Origin of the sequence: Mesorhizobium sp. M0166 (genome assembly GCF_040322255.1) — a bacterium.
Taxonomy (GTDB): Bacteria; Pseudomonadota; Alphaproteobacteria; order Rhizobiales; family Rhizobiaceae; genus Mesorhizobium.
Map to the genome: position 1 here is coordinate 94071 of NZ_JAMYTD010000009.1, position 22849 is coordinate 116919.

19 protein-coding genes are annotated in these 22849 nt (G+C 64.0%); 14 read left to right on the forward strand and 5 right to left on the reverse strand.

The window, feature by feature from the left end:
- Positions 1-104 precede the first annotated feature (104 nt).
- The 3 genes from NKJ46_RS13240 (at position 105) to NKJ46_RS13250 (ending at position 3305) form a co-directional block, all read left to right on the forward strand.
- Positions 105-695, forward strand: coding sequence for a TetR/AcrR family transcriptional regulator (locus tag NKJ46_RS13240; protein ID WP_352665400.1), 591 nt, complete (start codon positions 105-107; stop codon positions 693-695).
- Between the two features lie 4 nt (positions 696-699).
- On the forward strand, positions 700-1617 hold the full coding sequence (locus tag NKJ46_RS13245; RefSeq protein ID WP_352665401.1) for a haloalkane dehalogenase: 918 nt from the start codon (positions 700-702) through the stop codon (positions 1615-1617).
- A gap of 95 nt (positions 1618-1712) precedes the next feature.
- Positions 1713-3305, forward strand: coding sequence for a peptide chain release factor 3 (locus NKJ46_RS13250; protein ID WP_352464310.1), 1593 nt, complete (start codon positions 1713-1715; stop codon positions 3303-3305).
- Positions 3306-3357: 52 nt separating this feature from the next.
- Here the strand turns inward: NKJ46_RS13250 and NKJ46_RS13255 are convergent, their stop codons facing one another.
- The gene (locus NKJ46_RS13255) at positions 3358-3831 is read right to left on the reverse strand and encodes a VOC family protein (protein WP_352665402.1); all 474 of its coding nucleotides are present in this window, start codon (positions 3829-3831) and stop codon (positions 3358-3360) included.
- A 289-nt stretch (positions 3832-4120) separates the two neighbouring features.
- Here NKJ46_RS13255 and ilvD point away from each other — a divergent pair, with 289 nt between their 5' ends.
- The 3 genes from ilvD (at position 4121) to NKJ46_RS13270 (ending at position 8405) form a co-directional block, all read left to right on the forward strand.
- Positions 4121-5965 (forward strand): dihydroxy-acid dehydratase, encoded by a 1845-nt coding sequence (ilvD, locus tag NKJ46_RS13260; RefSeq protein ID WP_352665403.1) that lies wholly within the window; start codon positions 4121-4123, stop codon positions 5963-5965.
- A 26-nt stretch (positions 5966-5991) separates the two neighbouring features.
- A complete protein-coding gene (locus NKJ46_RS13265; protein ID WP_352665404.1) occupies positions 5992-7266 on the forward strand; it encodes an amidohydrolase family protein in 1275 nt (424 codons plus the stop codon).
- A gap of 218 nt (positions 7267-7484) precedes the next feature.
- Entirely contained in the window at positions 7485-8405 is a 921-nt protein-coding gene (locus NKJ46_RS13270; protein ID WP_352665405.1) for a DMT family transporter, read from the forward strand.
- Here NKJ46_RS13270 and NKJ46_RS13275 read toward each other — a convergent pair.
- On the reverse strand, positions 8402-9304 hold the full coding sequence (locus NKJ46_RS13275; protein ID WP_352665406.1) for a phosphotransferase: 903 nt from the start codon (positions 9302-9304) through the stop codon (positions 8402-8404). The two genes, NKJ46_RS13270 and NKJ46_RS13275, sit on opposite strands and share 4 nt — an antisense overlap.
- A gap of 103 nt (positions 9305-9407) precedes the next feature.
- On the opposite strand from NKJ46_RS13275, the gene NKJ46_RS13280 reads away from it, so the two are divergent.
- Entirely contained in the window at positions 9408-10040 is a 633-nt protein-coding gene (locus NKJ46_RS13280) for a class I SAM-dependent DNA methyltransferase (protein ID WP_352665407.1), read from the forward strand.
- Positions 10041-10058: 18 nt separating this feature from the next.
- On the opposite strand, the gene NKJ46_RS13285 is transcribed toward NKJ46_RS13280, so the two are convergent.
- Positions 10059-12512 (reverse strand): GcvT family protein, encoded by a 2454-nt coding sequence (locus NKJ46_RS13285; RefSeq protein WP_352665408.1) that lies wholly within the window; start codon positions 12510-12512, stop codon positions 10059-10061.
- Positions 12509-13393: a phosphotransferase gene (locus NKJ46_RS13290; protein ID WP_352665480.1), complete on the reverse strand. Its 885-nt coding sequence runs from the start codon at positions 13391-13393 to the stop codon at positions 12509-12511. The genes NKJ46_RS13285 and NKJ46_RS13290 overlap by 4 nt, the downstream gene beginning before the upstream one ends.
- A gap of 435 nt (positions 13394-13828) precedes the next feature.
- Between NKJ46_RS13290 and NKJ46_RS13295 the strand changes: the two genes are divergently transcribed.
- The 7 genes from NKJ46_RS13295 (at position 13829) to NKJ46_RS13325 (ending at position 21613) form a co-directional block, all read left to right on the forward strand.
- The gene (locus tag NKJ46_RS13295; RefSeq protein ID WP_352665409.1) at positions 13829-14605 is read left to right on the forward strand and encodes a DeoR/GlpR family DNA-binding transcription regulator; all 777 of its coding nucleotides are present in this window, start codon (positions 13829-13831) and stop codon (positions 14603-14605) included.
- Between the two features lie 67 nt (positions 14606-14672).
- Complete coding sequence (locus NKJ46_RS13300; RefSeq protein WP_352665410.1) at positions 14673-15599, forward strand: LysR family transcriptional regulator; 927 nt, start codon at positions 14673-14675, stop codon at positions 15597-15599.
- Between the two features lie 196 nt (positions 15600-15795).
- Positions 15796-16950, forward strand: coding sequence for an ABC transporter substrate-binding protein (locus tag NKJ46_RS13305; protein WP_352665412.1), 1155 nt, complete (start codon positions 15796-15798; stop codon positions 16948-16950).
- Positions 16951-17137: 187 nt separating this feature from the next.
- A complete protein-coding gene (locus NKJ46_RS13310) occupies positions 17138-18133 on the forward strand; it encodes an ABC transporter ATP-binding protein (protein WP_352665413.1) in 996 nt (331 codons plus the stop codon).
- A gap of 256 nt (positions 18134-18389) precedes the next feature.
- On the forward strand, positions 18390-19355 hold the full coding sequence (locus tag NKJ46_RS13315) for an ABC transporter permease (RefSeq protein WP_352665414.1): 966 nt from the start codon (positions 18390-18392) through the stop codon (positions 19353-19355).
- Positions 19345-20160 (forward strand): ABC transporter permease, encoded by an 816-nt coding sequence (locus tag NKJ46_RS13320; RefSeq protein WP_352665415.1) that lies wholly within the window; start codon positions 19345-19347, stop codon positions 20158-20160. Before NKJ46_RS13315 ends, NKJ46_RS13320 begins: the two co-directional genes overlap by 11 nt.
- A gap of 25 nt (positions 20161-20185) precedes the next feature.
- Positions 20186-21613 carry a gamma-aminobutyraldehyde dehydrogenase gene (locus tag NKJ46_RS13325; protein ID WP_352665417.1) on the forward strand — a complete coding sequence of 476 codons (1428 nt, stop codon included), beginning with the start codon at positions 20186-20188 and terminating at the stop codon, positions 21611-21613.
- Positions 21614-21633: 20 nt separating this feature from the next.
- Here NKJ46_RS13325 and nhaA read toward each other — a convergent pair whose 3' ends face one another.
- The gene (gene nhaA, locus NKJ46_RS13330) at positions 21634-22827 is read right to left on the reverse strand and encodes a Na+/H+ antiporter NhaA (protein WP_352665418.1); all 1194 of its coding nucleotides are present in this window, start codon (positions 22825-22827) and stop codon (positions 21634-21636) included.
- Positions 22828-22849 lie beyond the last annotated feature (22 nt).

A 22849-nucleotide genomic window follows, 5' to 3' on the forward strand; every position in this document is an offset into this window, starting at 1 on the left:
GTCCAACGCGACCACTGCGATGCCATTGCCCGTGGGTTCTGCCAAGAGCACTCGGTATCAAATATGCCTCTTGACTTTAATACGTACGTACGTATTGTATCGCTATGGCCAGACATTCACTTCGCGAAAAACTTCTCGACGCCGGGTTCAAGACCATCTGGAATTCCGGCTATTCGGCCGCCGGCGTGCGCGACATCGTCGCCGCGGCCGATGCGCGCCCGGGGTCCTTCACCAATCATTTTGCGTCCAAGGAGGCGTTCACGGGCGAGGTGCTGGACCGCTATTTCGCCTATGTGAGCGGTTTGGTGGAGCAGGCCCTTGCCCGGGACGGCACGCCCCCGGTCGGGCGCTTGCGCCGCTATCTCGAAATCATCACGTCGAAGCTGGAGGCGCATGATTGGGCACGGGGCTGCATGATCGGCAATCTCAGCCTCGAGACAGCAGCTCACAGCGAGGCGTTGAGGCTGCAACTCGTCGCCATTTTCGAACGCTGGCGTAAGCCCTTCGCCGAATGCATCGCCGAGGGCCAGGCGGCCGGCGACATCACCGACGCGTTCGATGCCGAGGATCTCGCCGATTTCCTGTTGAGTTGCTGGCAAGGCGCGATGCTGCGCATGAAGGTGGAGCGCAGTCCCGAACCGCTCGAGCGTTTCAAGAACATCGTCTTCAAAACAGTCTTCGCAAAAAGGAGCTGATCCGATGAACCCTAAACTCGAAAAGCGCACAATGTTGCCGCGCTCGCAAGTCGCGGTACTCGATTCCACCATCTCCTATGTCGAGGCAGGTACGGCCGGCCCGACGGTGCTCTTCCTGCACGGCAACCCGACGTCGTCCTACATCTGGCGCGACATCATCCCGCATGTGGCGCCGTTCGGCCGCTGCATAGCGCCCGACCTGATCGGCTATGGGCAATCCGGCAAGCCGGACATCGACTATCGCTTCTTCGACCACATCCGCTATCTCGACGCCTTCATCGAGACGCTTGGCATCACCGACATGATGGTCGTCGCGCAGGATTGGGGCACCGCGCTCGCCTTCCATCTCGCCGCACGGCGGCCGCAGCAGATCCTCGGCCTCGCCTTCATGGAATTCATCCGCCCGTTCGAGAGCTGGGACGATTTCCACCAGCGTCCGCAGGCGCGCGAATTGTTCAAGGCAATGCGCACGCCTGGCGTCGGTGAGAAGCTTGTCCTGGAAGACAACGTCTTCGTCGAAAAAGTGCTGCCGGCTGCTGTGCTGCGCACGATGAGCGATGAGGAAATGGCCGCCTACCGGGCGCCGTTCCCGACGCCGCAATCGCGCAAGCCGATCCTGCGGCTGCCGCGCGACCTGCCGATCGAAGGCCAGCCCGCCGATGTCGCCGCCATCAGCGAGAACGACCATCGGGCGCTCCGGCTCTCCTCCTACCCGAAGCTGCTTTTCTCAGGCGATCCGGGCGCCCTCGTCTCGCCGCAGGCGGCACGGGAGTTCGCGGCAGGCCTGAAGAACTGCCGGTTGATCGATCTCGGACCCGGCGCGCATTATCTGCAGGAGGACCATGCCGACAGGATCGGCGCCGCGATTGCCGAGTGGATTCCCGAGGTGGCCTCCCAGAGCCGTGCGGCCGAACCGGCCTGACGCCGGGACGTGAACCGGCGGCTGCGGCAGCCGGAGAGGTCGACAGCACTGCACTCCGCTGCTAGAAGCCCGGCCTCACACGGAAATCCTGAAAAATGTCCGAAATGATTACAGAAGCGGTATCGCGCCGCCGCACTTTCGCGATCATTGCCCACCCCGACGCCGGCAAGACCACGCTCACCGAAAAGCTGCTCTTGTTCGGCGGCGCCATCCAGCTTGCCGGCGAGGTCAAGGCCAAGAAGGACCGCATCCAGACCCGGTCGGACTGGATGAAGATCGAACGCGAGCGCGGCATTTCGGTGGTGACGTCGGTGATGACCTTCGAATACGAGGACACCGTCTTCAACCTGCTCGACACGCCCGGCCACGAGGATTTCGCCGACGACACCTATCGCACGCTGTCGGCGGTCGACAGCGCCGTCATGGTGATCGACGCCGCCAAGGGCATCGAGCCGCGCACGCTGAAACTATTCGAGGTCTGCCGGCTGCGCGACATCCCGATCATCACCTTCGTCAACAAGATGGACCGCGAAAGCCGAGACCCATTCGACATCCTCGATGAGATCGAGCAGAAGCTGGCACTGGATACAGCGCCGATCACCTGGCCGATCGGCCGCGGCAAGACCTTTTCCGGCACCTACCATCTGGCGCTGAACGCGGTGCGCAAGGGCGACGCCGAGAAGGAGCGCACGCCCGTCAACGGTCCCGATTCCAACCGCGTTGCCGGCCTGCTGCCGGAGAACGAGCGCGAGGCTTTCATCGAGGAGCTGGAGCTGGCACGCGAGGCCTGCCGCCCGCTCGACCTGGAAGCTTTTCGCGAAGGCCATCTGACCCCGGTCTATTTCGGCTCGGCGCTGCGCAATTACGGCGTGCGCGACCTGATCGAGGCGCTCGGCGCCTATGGGCCGCCGCCGCGCGCGCAGGAGGCCGACAGCCGCAAGGTCGAGGCGACCGAGGACAAGATGACCTCCTTCGTTTTCAAGATCCAGGCCAATATGGACCCCAACCACCGCGACCGCATCGCTTTCGTCCGCGTCTGCTCCGGCAAGCTCGAGCGCGGCATGAAGGCCAAGCTGGTGCGCACGGGAAAACCGATGAGCCTGTCGGCGCCGCAATTCTTCTTCGCCCGCACTCGCGTAACCGCCGACGAGGCATTCGCCGGCGATGTCGTCGGCATCCCCAACCACGGCACGCTGCGCATCGGCGACACGCTGACGGAGGGCGAGGAGATCCTGTTTCGCGGCGTGCCGAATTTCGCGCCTGAAATCCTGCGCCGCGTTCGCCTCGGCGATGCCATGAAGGCCAAGAAGCTCAAGGAGGCGCTGCACCAGATGGCCGAGGAAGGCGTCGTGCAATTGTTCTCGCCGGAGGACGGCTCGCCAGCCATCGTCGGCGTCGTCGGCGCCCTACAGCTCGATGTCCTGAAAGAGCGGCTGAACTTCGAATACACACTGCCGGTCGATTTCGAGATGTCGCGCTTTTCCGTCTGCCGCTGGATATCGGCCGACGACAGGGCCGAGCTCCAGCGCTTCATCGAGGCGCATCGCGGCGACATCGCCCGCGATCTCGACAACGATCCGGTGTTCCTCGCCCAGCACGCTTTCTCGCTTAACTACGAGGCCGAGCGCTGGAAGGCGATCCGCTTCGCCGCGGTCAAGGATTATCAGGTCCGCGACAGAGCGGCTTGACGCGCCCCTTCCCTTCTCCCCTTGTTGTGGGAGAAGGCAAGAGCGCGTTCGTTCACCCCTTGGCTGCCTCTTCGATCTTGGCGATGCCGATCTTGCTCATCTGCATCATCGCCTGCATGACGCGGCCGGCCTTTTCCGTGTCGGGGTCCAGCAGCAGCCTGGGCAACTGCTCGGGAACGACCTGCCAGGAGAGGCCGAATTTGTCCTTCAGCCAGCTGCACTGGCTGGGCTCGCCACCGCCAGCGATGAGCCTGTCCCAGAAATAGTCGACCTCCTCCTGCGTCTTACAGTCGATGGAGAGCGAGACCGCCTGGGTGAACTTGAATTGCGGCCCGCCGTTGAGCGCCTGGAACTGAACGCCGTCGAGCTCGAATGAGACCATCAGCACCTTGCCCTCATTATCGCCGCTGCCCTTGGGCCAGCGCAGCACGCTCAGCACCTTCGAATTCTTGAAGATGGAGATGTAATGGTTCATGGCCTCCTCGGCCTGGTCGTCGAACCACAGGCAGGGGGTGATCTTTTGCATTCTCTTGCTCCTCGGGCTGGTTTTGGCTTTGTTTTCATTCGCAAAACGGCTGGCTGGCGATTGATGCCCGGTCCCGCCGTCTGCCCAAGGACGCTCGAGCAAAACACGATCCGACAGCACCTCTGACTTTTTTACGGTCTGGGCCGGCTGCGTCTTCGGCTGGCCGCTCGTTCCCCACCCTGGCGCAGCGCAAAATTGTGGCCAGACCAGAGCGTGGCGTCTATAAGGCCTGCGGCTCATTCCGGTTTTCCGCACCTTTGGGCGCGGCGCAGACAGCAAGGACAGTTCAATGCCCGCCTACCGTTCCCGCACGACCACCCACGGCCGCAACATGGCCGGCGCCCGCGGCCTTTGGCGCGCCACCGGGATGAAGGATTCGGATTTCGGCAAGCCGATCATCGCCGTGGTCAATTCCTTCACCCAGTTCGTGCCCGGCCATGTCCATCTGAAGGATCTCGGCCAGCTGGTTGCCCGCGAGATCGAAAAAGCCGGCGGCGTCGCCAAGGAGTTCAACACCATAGCCGTCGATGACGGCATCGCCATGGGCCATGACGGCATGCTCTATTCGCTGCCGTCGCGCGAATTGATCGCCGACTCGGTCGAATACATGGTCAACGCGCACTGCGCCGACGCGATGGTCTGCATCTCCAATTGCGACAAGATCACGCCCGGCATGCTGATGGCGTCGCTGCGCCTCAACATCCCGACCGTCTTCGTCTCCGGCGGGCCGATGGAGGCCGGCAAGGTGGTGCTCGCCGGCAAGAGCCAGGCGCTTGACCTGGTCGACGCCATGGTGGCGGCCGCCGACGACAAGATCTCCGACGAGGACGTCAAGATCATCGAGCGCTCGGCCTGTCCGACCTGCGGCTCCTGCTCTGGCATGTTCACCGCCAATTCGATGAACTGCCTAACCGAGGCGCTCGGCCTCTCGCTGCCGGGCAACGGCTCGACGCTGGCCACGCATGCGGACCGCAAGCGCCTGTTCGTCGAGGCCGGCCATCTGATCGTCGATCTTGCCCAGCGTTATTACGAGCAGGACGACGACACCGCGCTGCCGCGCAACATCGCTTCGAAGGGCGCCTTCGAGAACGCCATGACGCTCGACATCGCCATGGGCGGCTCGACCAACACCGTGCTGCACATCCTCGCCGCAGCGCATGAGGGCGAGGTCGACTTCACCATGGAGGACATCGACCGGCTGTCACGGCGGGTTCCGGTGCTGTGCAAGGTGGCGCCGGCTAAGGCCGACGTCCACATGGAGGATGTCCACCGCGCTGGCGGCATCATGGCGATCCTCGGCCAGCTGGATAGCGCCGGGTTGATCAACCGCGACCTGCCGACAGTGCACACCGCAAGCCTCGGCGAAGCGCTGGACCATTGGGATATTTCGCGCACCACCAGCCAGAATGTCCGCGATTTCTTCCTGGCCGCACCCGGCGGCGTGCCGACGCAGGTCGCGTTCAGCCAGGACCGCCGCTGGGACGAGCTCGATCTCGACCGCGAGAAAGGTGCTATCCGCTCGGCCGAACATCCTTTCTCAAGGGATGGCGGCCTTGCCGTACTGAAAGGCAATCTGGCGCTCGACGGCTGCATCGTGAAGACGGCGGGTGTCGATGAATCGATCCTGAAATTCACCGGCCCGGCAAGAGTGTTTGAAAGCCAGGACGCCAGTGTCAAGGCGATCCTGTCGAACGAGATCAAGGCCGGCGATGTCGTGGTCATCCGCTATGAAGGGCCGCGCGGCGGCCCCGGCATGCAGGAAATGCTCTACCCGACCAGCTATCTCAAATCGAAGGGTCTCGGCAAGGCCTGCGCGCTGATCACCGACGGCCGTTTTTCCGGCGGCACCTCCGGCCTGTCGATCGGCCACGTCTCGCCGGAAGCAGCTGAAGGCGGGCTGATCGGACTGGTCATGGAAGGCGACACGATCGAGATCGATATCCCCAACCGCACCATCAGGCTTGCTGTCGACGACGCCGAACTCATCGCCCGTCGCGCGGCGATGGAGGCCAAGGGAACCGCTGCCTGGAAGCCCGAGGAAAAGCGCAAGCGCAAGGTAACGACGGCCTTGCGCGCCTATGCGGCGATGGCGACAAGTGCCGCCAAGGGGGCGGTGCGGTACGTACCGGAATAAGTGTGATTCTTCGGGGATGACGGCGGATGGATTTTGACCTTGTGGTGCGCGGCGGAACGCTGCCCGACGGCAGGATCGCCGATATCGGCATCGTCGGCGAAACGATCGCAGCGATAGAGCCCGAGCTGAACGTCAGCGCCGGCACGGCGATCGATGCTCATGGCAATCTGGTCTCGCCGCCCTTCGTCGATCCGCATTTCCATATGGACGCCACGCTTTCGCTCGGCATTCCGCGCATCAATGTCTCGGGCACGCTGCTGGAAGGCATCTCGCTGTGGGGCGAGTTGAAGCCGCTTCTGACCCACGAAGCGGTGCGCGACCGTGCGCTCGCCTATTGCGACTGGGCGGTGTCGATGGGCCTGCTCGCCATCCGCACCCATGTCGATGTTTGCGACGACCGCCTGCTGGCGGTCGAGGCGCTGCTCGACGTGAAGAAGACGGTTGCCCCCTATATCGACCTGCAGCTGGTCGCCTTCCCGCAGGACGGGTTTTACCGCTCGCCGACGGCGCGCGACAACACCATCCGGGCGCTCGACATAGGCGTCGATGTCGTCGGCGGCATCCCGCATTTCGAGCGCACAATGGCCGACGGCACGCGCTCCGTCACCGAGCTCTGCGAGATCGCGGCTGAGCGCGGCCTGATGGTCGACCTGCATTGCGACGAGACTGACGATCCGCTGTCCCGCCACATCGAGCAACTAGCCTATGAGACGCAGCGCCTGGGATTGCAGGGCAGAGTGGCCGGCTCGCACCTGACCTCGATGCATTCGATGGACAATTACTACGTCTCGAAGCTATTGCCGCTGATTGCCGAGGCCGGCGTTTCGGCGATCCCCAATCCGCTGATCAACATCATGCTGCAGGGCCGCCACGACACCTTTCCCAAGCGACGCGGCCTGACGCGGGTCAAGGAAATGCTGGCGCACGGAATCCGCGTCGGCTGGGGCCAGGATTGCGTGCTCGACCCCTGGTATTCGCTGGGCACCGCCGACATGCTCGACGTCGCCTTCATGGGCCTGCATGTCGCGCAGATGTCGAGCCCGGCCGAGATGGCGCGCTGCTTCGACATGGTCACCAACATCAATGCCGCCATTATGGGCCTCGACCACCTTGGCCTCGCCGTCGGCAAGCGCGCCAGCCTGGTCGTTCTCGATGCCGGCAACCCGGTCGAGGCGCTGCGCCTGCGCCCCGAGCGTCTCTGCGTCATTGCCAGGGGCAAGGTGGTGGCCGAGCGGAGCCGGCAGGACACCCGGCTTTCGATCGCCGGAAGGCCGGGCACAGTGAACCGGCGCCACGCTTAAAGCGCGTCGCGCTCGACCGGCCTCATGCGACGCGCTTTAAGTTCCTGTTTTGATGCATGTCGTTGTCGCAAAACCACTGCACACTTTTGCGCGACATGCATTAGTCCAGCCGATTTTCGGCGCTGGTCTTACCGAATTCTCGATTTTCGCCTCGTCACGGCCGCTGCTTGCGACTACGACGCGGGTCACCGCAGCCACGGCGAGGAACCGGTAACGGAATGGCGCAGCCCGCATCCCAGAATTCGACGATCAGGAACGTGCTGCTGGCCGGCATCCTGCTGATGCTCGCCGGCGATTTCCTGTTTGCGCTGAACGACGCGATGGGCAAGTGGCTGGTCGCCAGTTTTTCAGTCGGCCAGGTCGTGCTGATCCGCTCGATCGGCGCGTTTTTCATACTCGGGCCGATGATTGCACACCAGGGTGCGGCCAGGCTGTTTCGCATGGAGCGGCCGGAGCTGCAGCTGCTGCGCGTGGTGATGACGACGCTCGACACGGCGCTGTTCTACGCGGCGGTCGTCTATCTGCCGCTCGCCGATGTGATGAGCTTCTACATGGCCGGGCCGATCTATGTGGCGGCGCTGTCGCACTTTTTGCTCGGCGAAAGGGTCGGCTGGCGCCGCTGGGCGGCTATCCTGGTCGGTTTCTGCGGCGTGCTGATCATGCTGAAGCCGTCCTCGGCCGCGTTCTCGCTGTCGTCGATATTTGCGCTCGCCGGCAGCATTTCATTTGCCTTCGCCATCATCCTCAATCGGCGGCTGCGCGGCACCAGCGATACGTCGCTGGTCACCTGGCAAACCATCGGCACGCTGCTGGTCGGCGCTGCATTGACGCTCGGCAGCTGGAAGACGCCGTCCTCGCTCGATTTCGGCGCCATGCTGCTTCTCGGTATTGTCTCCTGCGGCGCGCATCTGATGATCACCCGGGCGTTGAAGCTGGCGCCGGCCTCGACCTTGGCGCCGCTGCATTACAGCCTGCTGTTGTGGGCAGTGGTCTTCGGCCTCGCCTTCTTCGGCGATGTGCCGGGGCCGCCCATCCTGATCGGCTCGGCCATCGTCGTGCTGGCCGGCCTGTTCATTTTCCACCGCCAGAAGGTGGTCGACACCGTGCCACCCGAAAATGTGCCGAAGGGTGTGAATTAACCCCGGCGCACCGCAGCGAGATGCCGCGAAAATTCCGGCGTTTCCATCAGCGTCTTGCAGCGCGCAAACCGGCCGTCGGCATAGGCGCGAAAGTCGTCGGCCGGATTTTTGTTGGCAAGCTGGATCAAGCCCCACAACGTCCACAACAGGTCGCACATCGCCCTGTAAATGACGATGCGGCCGCGCTCCGCCGGTTTCGGCTCGCCGCCGAAATAGGCCAGCATCATTTCCTCCTCCTGCGCGGCGTCGAATTGCCCTTCGACGCTGAGGTCGCCGAGATCCCAGAGCGGATCGTTCATGCCGGAATATTCCCAGTCGACGATCCACATCCTGGCGCCAGTATCGAGAAAGTTTTCGCAGAGCGGATCGCAGTGGCAGGCGACGATCGGCAGGGGATGAGCCGCGAGTGCCGAGCGCACGGTTTCCGCTTCGCGGACCACATCGTGGTAGCCGGAAGGCAGGGCGACGTCCTTGGTCGACAGCACTTTCAGATAATCGTCGATCATCGCAAACAACTCGAAGCGGAAGGGGAACACCGCGCCGGATGTGTGCAGTTTGCGAAAGGCCTTGCCGGCGCGTGCCGGGCTGCCCGGTCGGGTCTTGAATTTTTCCGGCGACATCGTCTCGGCGCCCGCGATGAAGCGGGTCACCAGCACGCCGGTCTCGGCATCGACATGCAGCACTTCCGGGCTGACGCCGGCCTTCGCCGCCTCCCGCGCCGCCACTGCCTCGTTGGCGCGGTTGATATATTCCTCGGTACCCTGGCCGGGGATACGCAGGCAGAAATCCTTACCCCTGAAGACGAGGTTGGTGAGGCCACCGAGCCGTTCCAGCGGGCCGTCATAGCCGGCCAGCATCGGAATGGCCGCAAGTGCGGCGCGGGCCTGGTCATTCGCCATGGCGTTCGCTCCTTTCCCCGTGTTATTGCGACGACGACGGTTCCACAGTTTTCGCCGTTTGGCTATGATCGCGTTGCGGATCGATACCAGGCGACGGAAAGCGATGACGGACAGCAAACAGCAGAGCGCACTCGCCGCAGCCTATGCGGCGAAGCGGCCGGAAGACGTAGCCGCGCTCTACGACGGCTGGGCCGGCACTTATGACGCCGACATGTCGGCGGCCGGCTACCGCCATCCGACCATCTGCCTTGCCTTGCTGGCCCGCCATCTGCCGCGCGGCGCGGCACCTCTGCTCGATGCCGGCGCCGGCACCGGGCTCATCGGCGAATGGCTTGCCATCACCGGTTATCCGCAGGTCGAGGCCCTCGACATCTCGGAAGGCATGCTGGCGCAAGCCGCGCGCAAGGGTGTCTATTTGGCGCTGCACTGCCTGGCGCTTGGCGGACCGCTGCCCTTCGTCGACGATGCCTATGCCGGGATCATCTCAGCCGGCGTCTTCACGTCCGGCCATGTCGGGGCCGAGGGTCTGGACGAGCTGATCCGCATCTGCCGGCCGGGCGGGGTGATCGTGCTGACAGTGAAGAACACGCTGTGGGATTGCGGGTTTGCCGCCCGGATCGCCGAGCTCGAGGCGCAAGGCACCGTCACCCGCGCCGAAGAGACGCCGCCCTATGTTTCGATGCCAGGCGAGGCCGATACCGTGCCCAGCCGGGGGCTGGTGCTCATCGTGAACTGAGGCTGAAACCGGAAGGCTCTACGCCTTCACCTTTGCTCCCGTCGAATCGTAAAGCGGCTCGAGATGGATCTTAGCCGGCGTCCGTTCCATTGCGACCACGAGCTCGTAGTCGCCGGAGGCTAGGAAATCATCGCTGACGCCATCGGCATTGCGCACATAGCCGTAGCCGATGTTCTTGCCGATGGTGTAGCCATAGCCGCCGCTGGTGAGATAACCGACCGCGTCGCCGTTGCGCAGGATGGTCTCGCGCCCGAGCAGCACGACATCCGGATCGTCGACAGTGAAGCCGGCAAAGCGTTTCCTGAGCGTCGAGCCATCGAGCTTTTCAAGCGCCCGCCGGCCGAGGAAATCGGTGTTCTTCCTGAGCTTCACCGCCCAGCCGAGGCCAGCCTCCTGCGGCGTGTCGTTGGGTGTGATGTCGGCGCCCCAGGCGCGGTAGCCTTTTTCCAGCCGCAGCGATTCCAGCGCCCGATAGCCGACCGGGCGAATGTCGTGGACCGCGCCCGCCATCATCAGCGCATCGAAAACCTCGCCCGTCGCCGCGATCGGTGCATGCAGTTCCCAGCCGAGTTCGCCGACATAGGTGACGCGCAGTGCCCGCACGGCGTGGCCGGCAATGGCGATCTCGCGAACGTGGCCGAACGGAAAGGCGGCGTTCGAGACGTCGGCATCGGTCACCGCTAACAGCACGTCACGGGCGCGCGGCCCCATCAGCGACAATGTGCCGAAATCCTCGGTGACGTCGGTCAGCGTCACGTCGAACTCTCTGCCGATATGATCGGCAATCCAGGAGAAATCATGCGTGCGGAAACCGGTGCCGGTGACGATGTAGAATTTCTCGTCACCGAGCCTCGCCACGGTCAAATCGGCCTCGATGCCGCCGCGCGTGTTGAGGAGTTGCGTGTAGGTCAGCCTGCCGACCGGCTTGGCGACGTCATTGGCGCAGATCCAGTCCAGCGCCTTCAGCGCGTCCACTCCGGTCATTTCATATTTGGCAAACGACGATTGGTCGAAAATGCCGATCTTTTCGCGCACATGGCGATGTTCGTCACCGACGGGTGAAAACCAGTTCTGCCGGCCCATCGAATAGACGTCTTTCGGCTCGACGCCTTCCGGCGCGAACCAGTTCGGCCGCTCCCAGCCGAGTTTCGAGCCGAACACGGCGCGATGTTTTTGCAGCCGCTCGTATAGAGGCGAGACGATGCGAGGCCGGCCGCTGACATATTCCTCATGCGGGAAGCCGATCGTGTAGTGCTTGCCATAGGCTTCCAGCGTGCGGTCGCCGACCCATTTCCTGTCGCGATGCAGATCGGAGAAGCGGCGGATGTCGACCACCCACAAATCGAGCGGCGCCTCGCCGTCGACGACCCATTGCGCCAGCACCCAGCCGGCGCCGCCGCCGGACGCGATGCCGAAGGCATTGAAGCCGGCGCCGACGAACATATTGGGGCATTCCGGCGCCACGCCGAGGATGAAATTGCCGTCCGGCGTAAAGCTCTCCGGCCCGTTGATCATCTGCTTGACGCCGGCATTGGCGAGCGCCGGGACACGCTCGATCGCCTGGCTCATATGCTGCTCGAAATGATCGTAGTCATCGTCCAACAGCCGGAACTCCCAATCCTCCGGCACATCGCCGCCCGGCAGACCGGTCGTCCACGCCTGCGGGTTCGGCTCGTAGCCGCCCATCACCAGCCCGCCGACCTCCTCCTTGAAATAGGTGCGGCGGTCGGGGTCGCGGATCGTCGGCGCGTCGGTCGCCAAGCCGTCGATCCTCTCGGTGATGATGTACTGGTGCTTCACCGGCTGCAGCGGCACGTTGATGCCGGCCAGCGCACCGACCTGCCGCGCCCATTGCCCGGCGCAGTTCACCACCTTGTCGCAGGCGATATCGCCCTTGCTGGTCTTCACCGCGGTGATGCGGCCGTCTCTCATTTCGAAGCCGGTGACCCGCACCCCCTCGAATAATTTTGCGCCATGCATGCGCGCGCCCTTGGCCAGCGACTGGGTGATGTCGGAAGGGCTTGCCTGACCGTCGGTCGGCAGCCAGGAGGCGCCGACGAGGTCGCCGGTTTCCAGCAGCGGCCACATTTCCTTGACCTCTGCCGGCGACAGCAGATGCATGTCCATGCCGAAGCTCTTGGCCGTCGTTGCCAGCCGCTTATACTCGGTCCAGCGGTCGGCATTGGTGGCGAGGCGCAGGCAGCCGGTCATCTTCCAGCCGGTGGCGAGGCCGGTTTCGGCTTCCAGCCCCTTGTAGAGATCGACCGAATATTTGAGCACGCGCGTGATCGACGCCGACGACCGCAGCTGGCCGACCAGCCCGGCAGCATGCCAGGTCGAGCCCGAGGTCAGCTTGCCCTGTTCGAGCAGCACGATTTCGGCCTTGTGGTCGCGCGCCAGATGATAGGCCGTCGAACAGCCGATGATGCCACCGCCGATGACGACGATCCCGGCCTGGGCGGGCAAGGTCATGTCCGCGTCCCGTATTTTGTCCTGTAGTTTTCCAGGGCCGCTTCGAGCCGCGCCAGGTTTTCGTCGGCGTAGGCGGCGTAGTCGACGCCGGGCGCATCGAGGTAGAGCTCGGAAACCATGCCCCACATCGCCTCGCGCAGCAGCGACGCGCATTGCATGGCGGCGTGCGAGCGCCGTATCGCTTCGTCCGGCTCCTTCATGAAATAGGCGGTCAGGAAGGCGAAGGACTCCTCGTCGCTCATGCCGGCGTTCGACGCTGCGCCGGCAAGGTCGAACATCGCGGTGTTGAAGCCTGCATATTCGAAATCGATGAGCCACAGCCTATGACCGTCGTCGATTATATTAGCCGGCAAGAGGTCATTATGGCCGAAGACGATCGGCAGCAGCTTTTGCGCGCGCTCGAGCTCGTCCGCCAGCGTCAGCAGGCGCGGCAGTTCGCCCAGCTTGCGGCTGCGGCCTTCCTCCAGCGTGCGCGCATAGTCGCGAATGACGTGGAATACCCAGAACATGAAACCGGCGCCGGAAACATGACCGGGCATCTCCCGGTGGAAACCGCGCAGCAACGCGGCAACGCGGCCGAGATCGGCGCGCACATCCTGCGCGACATAGGCCTTGGCGCCGAGATACTCCGTCACCATGACGCCGGGTCCGGTATAGTGGACGGCCGGAGCGAAGCCTGCCGCGTGCGCTGCCCGCGCGGTCATCATCTCGCGCTCGCGAAAGACGTGGTGGAACGGATAATCCTGGCCGATGCGCACGACATGCCGCCCGGCCGCGTCCTTGACCAGATAATTGGCATTGCTCAACCCGCCCGGCAGCGGCGCGATGTCGATGCTGCCGGTCCAGCAAGGCAGCGCACGGATGCGGTCTTCGACAGTCACGATCTCGTCCAACATTGGGTCAATTTTCTACGCATGTCACGGCTGGCCAGCGATGACAATCGGACGGAGGAATGGCGGCAACGCGAAGATCTCGTCGGTGCAGATCTCGGGATCGGTATCCCGCACCGCACCGACGAGCCCCTTTGTGCCGGGTTCTTCGACGCCGGCATCCGCCCCCGCGGATCCTGAATTTCGGCACCCTTGCACCCGACGATCTCCCGGGCGTTCGGGCAGGCGATTTTTCGTGCGGCTCAGCCGTCGTCCTCCGTTCCGAGCCTGTCACAGCGATAATGTCGCGCCACGCTGGAGACGTTGTCAACGCGGAATTGTGGTATTTTCTGGTTTTTTGCCCGAACTTTGCTAAATTCCTTGGAGTTAGTGGCATTTATGCCGTAGAAACGGTCAATGGTGCAACAATCCGACCGGATGGAACCGATGCTCCACTCGAAGCGGCATGGCGAAATCCTGCGCCTCCTCAAGGAGGAAGGCACCGTCACCATTGCCAGCCTGGCCGACCGGCTGGGCGTCTCGCTGGAGACGGTACGCCGCGACGTCAAGCCACTGACCAGCGACGGTTCCATCCTCAAGATGCACGGCGCCGTCGGCCTGCCGTCGATTGCCGGCGAAGCGCCGTTCGAGCGGCGCATGCGCGAGAACGCCGATGCCAAGCGGGCTATTGCCCGCATGGTCGCCGCCACGATCCGCGACGGCGAGTCCATCATGCTCGACACCGGCACCACCACCTCTTTCCTGGCCCGGGAACTGCTCGGCCACCGGCGGCTGACGGTCGTCACCAACTCCTCCGACATCGCCCGCACGCTTGCCACCGTCAACGGCAACAAGGTCTATATGGCCGGCGGCGAGCTGCGCAGCGATTCCGGTGCTGCCTTCGGCGTCTCGGCCATCGAATTCGTCAGCCGCTTTTCGGTTAGCCATGCGGTGATATCGACCGGTGCGGTCGATGCCGTCACCGGCGTCATGGACTATGATTTGGAAGAGGCCGAATTCGCCCGCATGGTGCTGTCGCGCGGCCAGCGCTCGCTTGTCGTCACCGACCACAGCAAATTCGGCCGCCAGGGCCTGGTTCAGGTCTGCGGCTTCGGCGGCTTTTCCGAACTCGCGACCGACCGGCCGCCGCCGCACGACATCGCCGCCGTCCTCGCCCAGGCCGGCGCGCGGCTCAGCATTGCGGACGGCGGAAGCGAGGGCTGAGCTCTATCGGGAGATCGGCACCAGCATCCCACTTCCCAGCGCCGCCTCTGCCGTGTTTAGTCCAGCCATGGCTTTCACCATCCGCCAATTGCAGTTCTTCATCGCCGTCGCCGAGCAGGGCACAGTGTCGGGCGCCGCCCAGAACCTGTCGATCTCACAATCCTCGGTCACCGAAGCGATCAAGGAGTTGGAGCACGATCTCGGCGTCGAACTGTTCGAACGCCACCCGCGCGGCTTGAACATCACCCACAAGGGTCACCAGTTCCTGCGCCATGCGAGGAAGATCCTCGCCGACGTTTCCGATGCGCGCCGCGCCTTCTTCGGCGAACAGATTGCGGCAAGCGGGCGGCTGCAACTTGGCGTCACTTCGCTGGTCGCCGGCTATGTGCTGTCCGATCTTCTTGCCCGCTATCGCCGCGCCTATCCGGGTGTCGAAGTCTCGGCGATCGAGGACAATGGCGACTATCTCGAGCACCTGTTGATTGGCGGCAAGCTCGACATTGCCGTCATGGTCACCTCGAACCTGCGCGACCGCACGGCACTGCAGTCCGAAATCCTCGAAGTCTCGGCCTACCGGCTGTGGCTGCCGCTCGGCCATCCCTTGGCCGGTGCCGACATCATCGGCATCGGCGACATCGCCTCGGAACCGCTGATCATGCTGACCGTTGACGAGATCGAGGAGAATACCGGAAAGCTGCTGACGGCAATCGGGGCCAAACCGCATGTCGCCTTCCGCACCCGCTCGGTCGAAGCGGTGCGCAGCCTCGTCGCCACCGGCGCCGGCGTGGCGCTGCTGCCCGACCTTGTCTACCGGCCATGGTCGCTGGAAGGCGACCGCATCGAATCGCGCGATATTTCGGGGTCGTTGCCGGTCGTCCAGGTCGGCATGGTCTGGCGGCGCGGCTCCGGCCTGCCGCAGGCGGCGCGCGACTTCATCGGACTTGCCCAGTCGCAGCGCATGGTGCGCCAACGGCCCGAGAAGATCGCCCGCTAATGTATCGGAAAAACCGATATCGGCTTTCTGATAAATGAATTTGCGAAACCGGAAATTTCGCAGCACTTTTCGGTCAGGGAACAAAGCTGCCGGAGCACGGCTCTTCAGAGCCGCGCATCCAACGTTAAACGGGCGCATGATCTTCTTCCGAAAAACCGAAACCGGTTTCGAGGTCATGCAAAATGGGAGATCGACGATGAATTCATTGCTGAAATCATGCACTGCCTTGACGGTCGCGCTGACCTTCTCCGGCCAGGCCATCGCCCAGGTCAAGGAGCTCGGCAAGGGCGAAGGCGAGGTCAATATCGTCGCCTGGCCGGGCTATATCGAGCGCGGCGAAACCGACAAGGCCTACGACTGGGTCACGTCCTTCGAAAAGGAAACCGGCTGCAAAGTCAACGTCAAGACCGCCAACACCTCCGACGAGATGGTCTCGCTGATGAACGAGGGCAGCTTCGACCTGGTCACCGCCTCGGGCGATGCCTCGCTGCGTCTGGTCGCCGGCAAGCGCGTCCAGCCGATCAACACCGACCTCATACCGAGCTGGAAGACGGTCGACGACCGGCTGAAGGATGCGCCCTGGTTCACCGTCGGCGGAGTCCATTACGGCGTCCCCTATCAGTGGGGGCCGAACGTGCTGATGTACAACACCGAAGTGTTCAAGGAGGCGCCGAAGAGCTGGAACGTGGTCTTTGAGGAAATGAAGCTTCCCGACGGCAAGTCGAACAAGGGCCGCGTCCAGGCCTATGACGGGCCGATCCACATCGCCGACGCCGCCAATTACCTGATGGCTCACAAGCCGGAGCTCGGCATCAAGGATCCGTACGAACTGACCGAGGACCAGTACAAGGCTGCGCTCGACCTGCTGCGGGTCCAGCGTACGCTGGTCGGACGCTATTGGCACGACGCCGCCATCCAGGTCGACGATTTCCAGAACGAAGGCGTCGTCGCCTCCGGTTCGTGGCCCTACCAGGTCAACACGCTGATCGCGGCCAAGAAGCCGGTCGCCTCAACCATCCCCGAGGAGGGCGTTACCGGCTGGGCCGACACCACGATGATGGAGGCCGATGCTGCCCACCCGAACTGCGCCTACATGTGGATGGAGCATTCGCTGTCGCCGAAAGTGCAGGGCGACGTCTCCGCCTGGTTCGGCTCGCTGCCGGTGGTGCCTGCCGCCTGCAAGGGCAACGAACTGCTCGGCGAAGAAGGCTGCAAGACCAACGGCTACGACAATTTCGACAAGATCAAGTTCTGGAAGACGCCGGTCTCGAAATGCGCCACCCAGAACGATCAGTGCGTGCCCTATTACCGCTGGGTGTCGGACTATATCGGCGTCATCGGCGGGCGGTGAGTTCGTCTCACCTACTAAGCTCGGCGCTGCCCCTCACCCTTACCCTCTCCCCGTGAAGAACGCGGGGTCGCCAGCGTTGGAGCGCCTCCCTCCCCCCGTCCGCTATACGGGGAGAAGGTGCCGGCAGGCGGATGAGGGGCGGCACAACCGCCTGAAATTTAATGAGCCTGACAGATCAGGACAGCCCATGACCTCCGCCGTTTCCTTCCAAAAAGTCTCCCGCCATTTCGGCAGCGTGCGTGCCGTCGACGCGGTCGATCTCGACATCGTGCCGGGCGAGTTCTTCGCCATGCTCGGGCCTTCCGGTTCGGGCAAGACGACGTGCCTGCGCCTCATCGCCGGGTTCGAGCAGCCGACGGCGGGCTCGATCTCGATCTTCGGCGAACGCGCCGAGGGCGTGCCGCCCTATCGCCGCAACGTCAACACCGTGTTCCAGGATTATGCGCTGTTCCCGCATCTCAACGTGCTCGACAACGTCGCCTATGGGCTGATGGTCAAGGGCGTCGGCAGATCGGAGCGGCAAAAGGCGGCGGAAGAGGCGCTGGCGCTGGTGCGGCTTCCCGGCTACGGCGCGCGTCGCCCTGGTCAACTTTCCGGCGGCCAGCGCCAGCGCGTCGCGCTCGCCCGGGCGCTGGTCAACCAACCCAAGGTGCTGCTGCTCGACGAGCCGCTCGGCGCGCTCGACCTCAAGCTTCGCGAAAACATGCAGGAGGAGTTGAAATCGCTGCAGAAGGCGCTCGGCATCACCTTCGTGTTCGTCACCCACGACCAGGGCGAAGCGCTGTCGATGGCCGACCGCGTCGCCGTCTTCAACGACGGCAAGATCATGCAGATCGGCACGCCGGAAGACATCTACCAGCGCCCCAAGACCCGCTTCGTCGCCGATTTCGTCGGCTCGTCCAACGTGCTGCCGCCGGATTTCGTCCAGCGCTATGCCGGCCAGCATCGCTGGGGCAGCCTGCGGCCCGAATCCATCCGTATTGGCCGGGCCAACGGCGAAGGCGTTGCCGCCCGCCTCGTCTCGACCAATTATCTCGGCGCCACGACAAGACTGGCACTCGATGCAGAGGGCTTGCGGCTGCATGCCATCGTGCCGGCGGGTGCTGCCTTGCCCCGGGAGGGCGAGGCGGTGGTGCTCACCTTCAACCGCGAGCATTTGCATTTGATGGACGAGCTGGGATGAGGGCCGGGTTTGAAGCGGGGTATGCGTCCGAGGTTGGCGCCCTACGGCACCCCCCTCTGTCCTGCCGGACATCTCCCCCGCAAGGGGGGAGATTGGCCGTTACCACTGGCTTCGCCAATCTCCAACATTGCAGAACTGGCGGGGCAGACAAGCTGCTGATCTCCCCCCTTGCGGGGGAGATGTCCGGCAGGACAGAGGGGGGTGTGAAGGATCTCGGCCTTTCCACCATTGATCCAATCAACACGATAGGCGCGTCATGACCATCGCCGCGCTCAACTCCAGTCCCGCCCCCGCCATCCTGCCGGGAAGCGGCGGCTTGCGCGGCGCGCTGTCGGATCTCTTCTGGCGCCGGCCGCAACTCCTGCTTCTGCTCATGCTGCTGCCGCCGGTTCTGTGGCTCGGCATCGTCTATATCGGCTCGCTGTTCGCGCTGCTTTTGCAGAGTTTCTTTTCGATCGACGAGTTCTCCGGCCTGATCAACCGGCAGTTCACGCTAAAGACCTATGGCGACCTGCTGCAGGCCGCCAATCTCGACATCATCCTGCGCACGGTGACAATGGCGGCGCTGGTGACGTTCGCGTCGGCGGTCATCGCCTTTCCCATCGCCTATTATGCGGCGCGCTATGCGCGCGGCCGTTGGAAGGCGCTGTTTTATCTCGGCGTCATGCTACCGCTGTGGTCGAGCTACCTGGTCAAGATCTATGCCTGGAAGCTGATCCTGGCCAAGGAAGGCATCCTGACGTGGCTGCTGGCCAAATTGCATCTTCTATGGCTGCTTGATGCCTGGCTATCGCTGCCGGTCGTCGGCGGCAACTCGCTGTCGGTCTCCTCAACCGGCACCTTCATCGTCTTCGTCTATGTCTGGCTGCCCTTCATGATCCTGCCGGTGCAGGCCGCACTCGAGCGCGTGCCGGGCAATTTGGTCGAGGCCTCGTCCGATCTGGGAGCCTCGCCCGGCCAGACCTTCCGCAACGTGCTGTTCCCACTGGCGCTGCCCGGCATCGTCGCCGGCTCGATCTTCACCTTCTCGCTGACGCTCGGCGACTACATCATCCCGCAGATCATCGGTACCTCGCGGCTGTTCATCGGCCAGGCCGTCTATTCGCAGCAAGGCACTGCCGGCAACATCCCGCTTGCCGCCGCCTTTACCGTGGTGCCCATTGTCATCATGGGCTTCTATCTCTGGGGCGCCAAGCGTATGGGGGCTTTCGATGCGCTCTGACCGTGGCCCATCCGCGCCTCTCGGCCTGAAGCTCGCTGCCACCGGCGGCCTGCTCTTCCTGCACCTGCCGATCCTGCTGATCTTCGTCTATGCCTTCACCATCGAGGAGAAGAGCTTCGTCTGGCCGCCGCCGGGCCTGACCACGCAATGGTTCGCCGTCACCTGGAACCGGCCCGACGTCTGGCAGGCGCTGTCGCTGTCGGTGCGCGTCGCGGCGATCTCGACCGCCATCGCGCTGGTCCTCGGCACGCTGTGCGCCGCGGCCGTGTCCCGCACAAAATTCTTCGGCCGCGAAACCATCTCGCTGCTGGTCATCCTGCCGATCGCGCTGCCCGGCATCATCACCGGCATTGCGCTGCGCTCGGCCTTCGCGCTGGCCGAAATCCCGTTTTCGTTCTGGACGATCGTGCTCGGCCACGCCACCTTCTGCGTGGTCGTCGTCTACAACAATGCCGTCGCCCGTTTCCGCCGCACGTCCGGCTCGATGATCGAGGCGTCGATGGATCTCGGCGCCGACGGTTTCCAGACCTTTCGGCATGTCGTGCTGCCCAACATCGCAACCGCGCTGCTGGCTGGCGGCATGCTCGCCTTTGCGCTGTCCTTCGACGAGGTCATCGTCACCACCTTCACCGCCGGCCAGCAGCAGACGGTGCCGATCTGGATGCTCGAAGAGTTGATCCGTCCGCGCCAGCGTCCGGTCACCAATGTAGTGGCGATGGTCGTGGTGCTGGTGACGCTGCTTCCCATCCTCGCTGCCTATTACCTGACCCGCGACGGCGACCAGATCGCCGGTTCGGGCAAATGATCTCGTTCATAAGGGAGAGACTTCCATGGACACGCAGATGCTGATCGGCTCGAAATTCGAAAAAGGCACCGAGACCGAGGAACCGATCCTCAACCCGAAGACCGGGGCGACCATCCTCAATCTGCCCGAGGCCAGCCCAGCGCAGATCGAAGCGGCAGTGCTTGCCGCCGAAAAAGCCTTCGTCACCTGGTCGCGCACCACGCCGGCGCAGCGCGCCGGTTATCTCCTGAAGATCGCCGATCGCATCGAGGCTGCTGCACAGGATTTCGCGGCGCTCGAGGCGCTGAACTGCGGCAAGCCGATCAATGCCGTGCTCAACGACGAGATCCCGGCGATCGTCGACTGCTACCGCTTCTTTGCCGGCGCGGTGCGCTCGATGCCCGGCCAGGTCGCCGGCGAATACATTCCCGGTCACACCTCGATGGTCCGCCGCGACGCCATCGGCGTTGTCGCGTCGATCGCGCCGTGGAACTATCCGCTGATGATGATGGCCTGGAAGGTGGCGCCGGCGATTGCCGGCGGCAACACCGTCGTCTTCAAGCCGTCGGAACAGACGCCGCTGACCGCGCTGAAGCTGGCTAAAATCCTTGCCGAGATCCTGCCGGAAGGCGTCGTCAACGTCGTGCTCGGCCGCGGCGACAGCGTCGGCAACACGCTGATCAACCATCCGAAGGTCAACATGATCTCGATCACCGGCGACGTCGCCACCGGCAAGAAGGTGCTGCAGGCCGCCGCCAAATCGGTCAAGCGCACGCATCTCGAGCTCGGCGGCAAGGCGCCGGTCATCGTCTTCGATGACGCCGATCTCGGTGCGGTGGTCAACGGCCTGCGCGCCTTCGGCTATTACAATGCCGGCCAGGACTGCACCGCCGCCTGCCGCATCTATGCCGGCAAGAAAATCTACGACAAGCTCGTCGCCGACCTCTCCGCTGCGGTCTCGACCATCAAATATGATCGTCCTGACGATACTGAAAACGAGATCGGCCCGTTGATCTCGCGTCGCCAGCGCGACCGCGTCTCAAGCTTCGTCGAGCGCGCCTCTGAGCTCAAGCACATCGAGATCACCACGGGCGGCAAGCCTGGCGAGGGCTCCGGCTTCTTCTACCAGCCGACCGTCGTTGCCGGCGCGCTGCAGGAGGACGAGATCGTGCGCCGCGAAGTGTTCGGCCCGGTGGTCTCGGTCACCCGCTTTTCCGAAGTCGACGAAGCAGTGAACTGGGCCAATGACTCTGACTACGGCCTGGCGTCGTCGGTGTGGACCAAGGACGTTTCGCGCGCCATGGCGACGGCGGCCCGGCTTCAATATGGCTGCACCTGGATCAATACCCATTTCATGCTGACCAACGAGATGCCGCATGGCGGATTGAAACAATCCGGCTACGGCAAGGACATGTCGCTTTACGCGCTGGAGGACTACACCGCCGTCCGCCACGTCATGGTTGCGCACGGGTAGCGCCCGCGAGGAGACGGGGCCTATTCTTCCGCCTCCTCCGCCTCGCCTGTGGCCGGCGCCACGAGCAGCACAGCGGCGCCTAGGAGCGCGGCAATAAAGGAGCCGGCGAGGATGCCGACCTTGACCGCGTCCTGCAGAGCGACGTCGCTGGCGAAGGCGAGCAGGCCGATGAACAGGCTCATGGTGAAGCCGATGCCGCACAGCAGCGAAATGCCGACCATATGCAGCCAGCCGGCATTGACCGGCAGATCGGCGAAGCCAAGCCGGATGGCAAGCGCGGAAGACCCGAACACGCCGACCAGCTTGCCGGCGACGAGACCGGCGGCGACGCCGAGCGTCAGCGGCTCGGCCAGCGCGGCAGCGCTGAGACCGCCGAGCGAGACGCCGGCGTTGGCAAAGCCGAAAATCGGGATGACGAAAAAGGCGACGACTTTGTGCAGGCCGTGTTCGAGCCGGTGCAGCGGCGAATGGTCGAGATCGTGGCCGCTGCCCGGCGAGATCTTCAATGGGATGGTGAGGGCCAGTGCAACGCCGGCGAGCGTCGCATGGACGCCCGATTTGAGCACCAAAACCCACAGAACGATGCCGAGCAAGACGTACGGCAGCAGCGTCAGCACGCGCATGCGGTTGAGCACCACCAGCAGCGCGATGACGGCAAAGGCGGCGCCGAGATAGGCGAGCGAGAGGCCGCTGGTATAGAACACCGCGATGATGAGCACGGCGCCGAGATCGTCGATGATGGCGAGCGCGGTGAGGAATATCTTCAGCGAGCCCGGCACGCGGCTGCCGAGCAGCGACAGCACGCCGAGCGCAAAGGCGATGTCGGTGGCGGTCGGAATCGCCCAGCCGGACAGAGCGGCTGGATTGTTGCGGTTGATGGCGACGTAGACCAGTGCCGGCACTGCCATGCCGCCGGCGGCGGCGATGCCGGGCAGCACGCGGCGCGGCCAGGTCGAGAGCTGGCCGTCGAGCATCTCGCGCTTGATCTCGAGGCCGACCAGCAGGAAGAACACCGCCATCAGGCCGTCATTGATCCAGTGCGAGACGCTGAGCGGTCCGAGATAGGCATGGAGGGCGGAGAAATAGGCCTCGCCCAGCGGCGAATTGGCGACGATCAGGGCAAGGGCCGCCGCAGCCATGAGGATGAGGCCGCCGGCCGCCTCGCTGTCGAGGAATTCGCGCAGCATGGAGACCAGCCGCTTTTCGTCCTGCATGTCGCCTCCGTCGTAGCAGCGG

Coding starts and splice junctions, on each gene's coding strand:
- NKJ46_RS13265 (WP_352665404.1), top strand. CDS start 5,992: ATGGATTTTGACCTTGTGGTGCGCGGCGGAACGCTGCCCGACGGCAGG.
- NKJ46_RS13250 (WP_352464310.1), top strand. CDS start 1,713: ATGTCCGAAATGATTACAGAAGCGGTATCGCGCCGCCGCACTTTCGCG.
- NKJ46_RS13280 (WP_352665407.1), top strand. CDS start 9,408: ATGACGGACAGCAAACAGCAGAGCGCACTCGCCGCAGCCTATGCGGCG.
- NKJ46_RS13320 (WP_352665415.1), top strand. CDS start 19,345: ATGCGCTCTGACCGTGGCCCATCCGCGCCTCTCGGCCTGAAGCTCGCT.
- ilvD (WP_352665403.1), top strand. CDS start 4,121: ATGCCCGCCTACCGTTCCCGCACGACCACCCACGGCCGCAACATGGCC.
- nhaA (WP_352665418.1), bottom strand. CDS start 22,827: ATGCAGGACGAAAAGCGGCTGGTCTCCATGCTGCGCGAATTCCTCGAC.
- NKJ46_RS13255 (WP_352665402.1), bottom strand. CDS start 3,831: ATGCAAAAGATCACCCCCTGCCTGTGGTTCGACGACCAGGCCGAGGAG.
- NKJ46_RS13295 (WP_352665409.1), top strand. CDS start 13,829: ATGCTCCACTCGAAGCGGCATGGCGAAATCCTGCGCCTCCTCAAGGAG.
- NKJ46_RS13300 (WP_352665410.1), top strand. CDS start 14,673: ATGGCTTTCACCATCCGCCAATTGCAGTTCTTCATCGCCGTCGCCGAG.
- NKJ46_RS13310 (WP_352665413.1), top strand. CDS start 17,138: ATGACCTCCGCCGTTTCCTTCCAAAAAGTCTCCCGCCATTTCGGCAGC.
- NKJ46_RS13240 (WP_352665400.1), top strand. CDS start 105: ATGGCCAGACATTCACTTCGCGAAAAACTTCTCGACGCCGGGTTCAAG.
- NKJ46_RS13270 (WP_352665405.1), top strand. CDS start 7,485: ATGGCGCAGCCCGCATCCCAGAATTCGACGATCAGGAACGTGCTGCTG.
- NKJ46_RS13285 (WP_352665408.1), bottom strand. CDS start 12,512: ATGACCTTGCCCGCCCAGGCCGGGATCGTCGTCATCGGCGGTGGCATC.
- NKJ46_RS13245 (WP_352665401.1), top strand. CDS start 700: ATGAACCCTAAACTCGAAAAGCGCACAATGTTGCCGCGCTCGCAAGTC.
- NKJ46_RS13275 (WP_352665406.1), bottom strand. CDS start 9,304: ATGGCGAATGACCAGGCCCGCGCCGCACTTGCGGCCATTCCGATGCTG.
- NKJ46_RS13315 (WP_352665414.1), top strand. CDS start 18,390: ATGACCATCGCCGCGCTCAACTCCAGTCCCGCCCCCGCCATCCTGCCG.
- NKJ46_RS13305 (WP_352665412.1), top strand. CDS start 15,796: ATGAATTCATTGCTGAAATCATGCACTGCCTTGACGGTCGCGCTGACC.
- NKJ46_RS13325 (WP_352665417.1), top strand. CDS start 20,186: ATGGACACGCAGATGCTGATCGGCTCGAAATTCGAAAAAGGCACCGAG.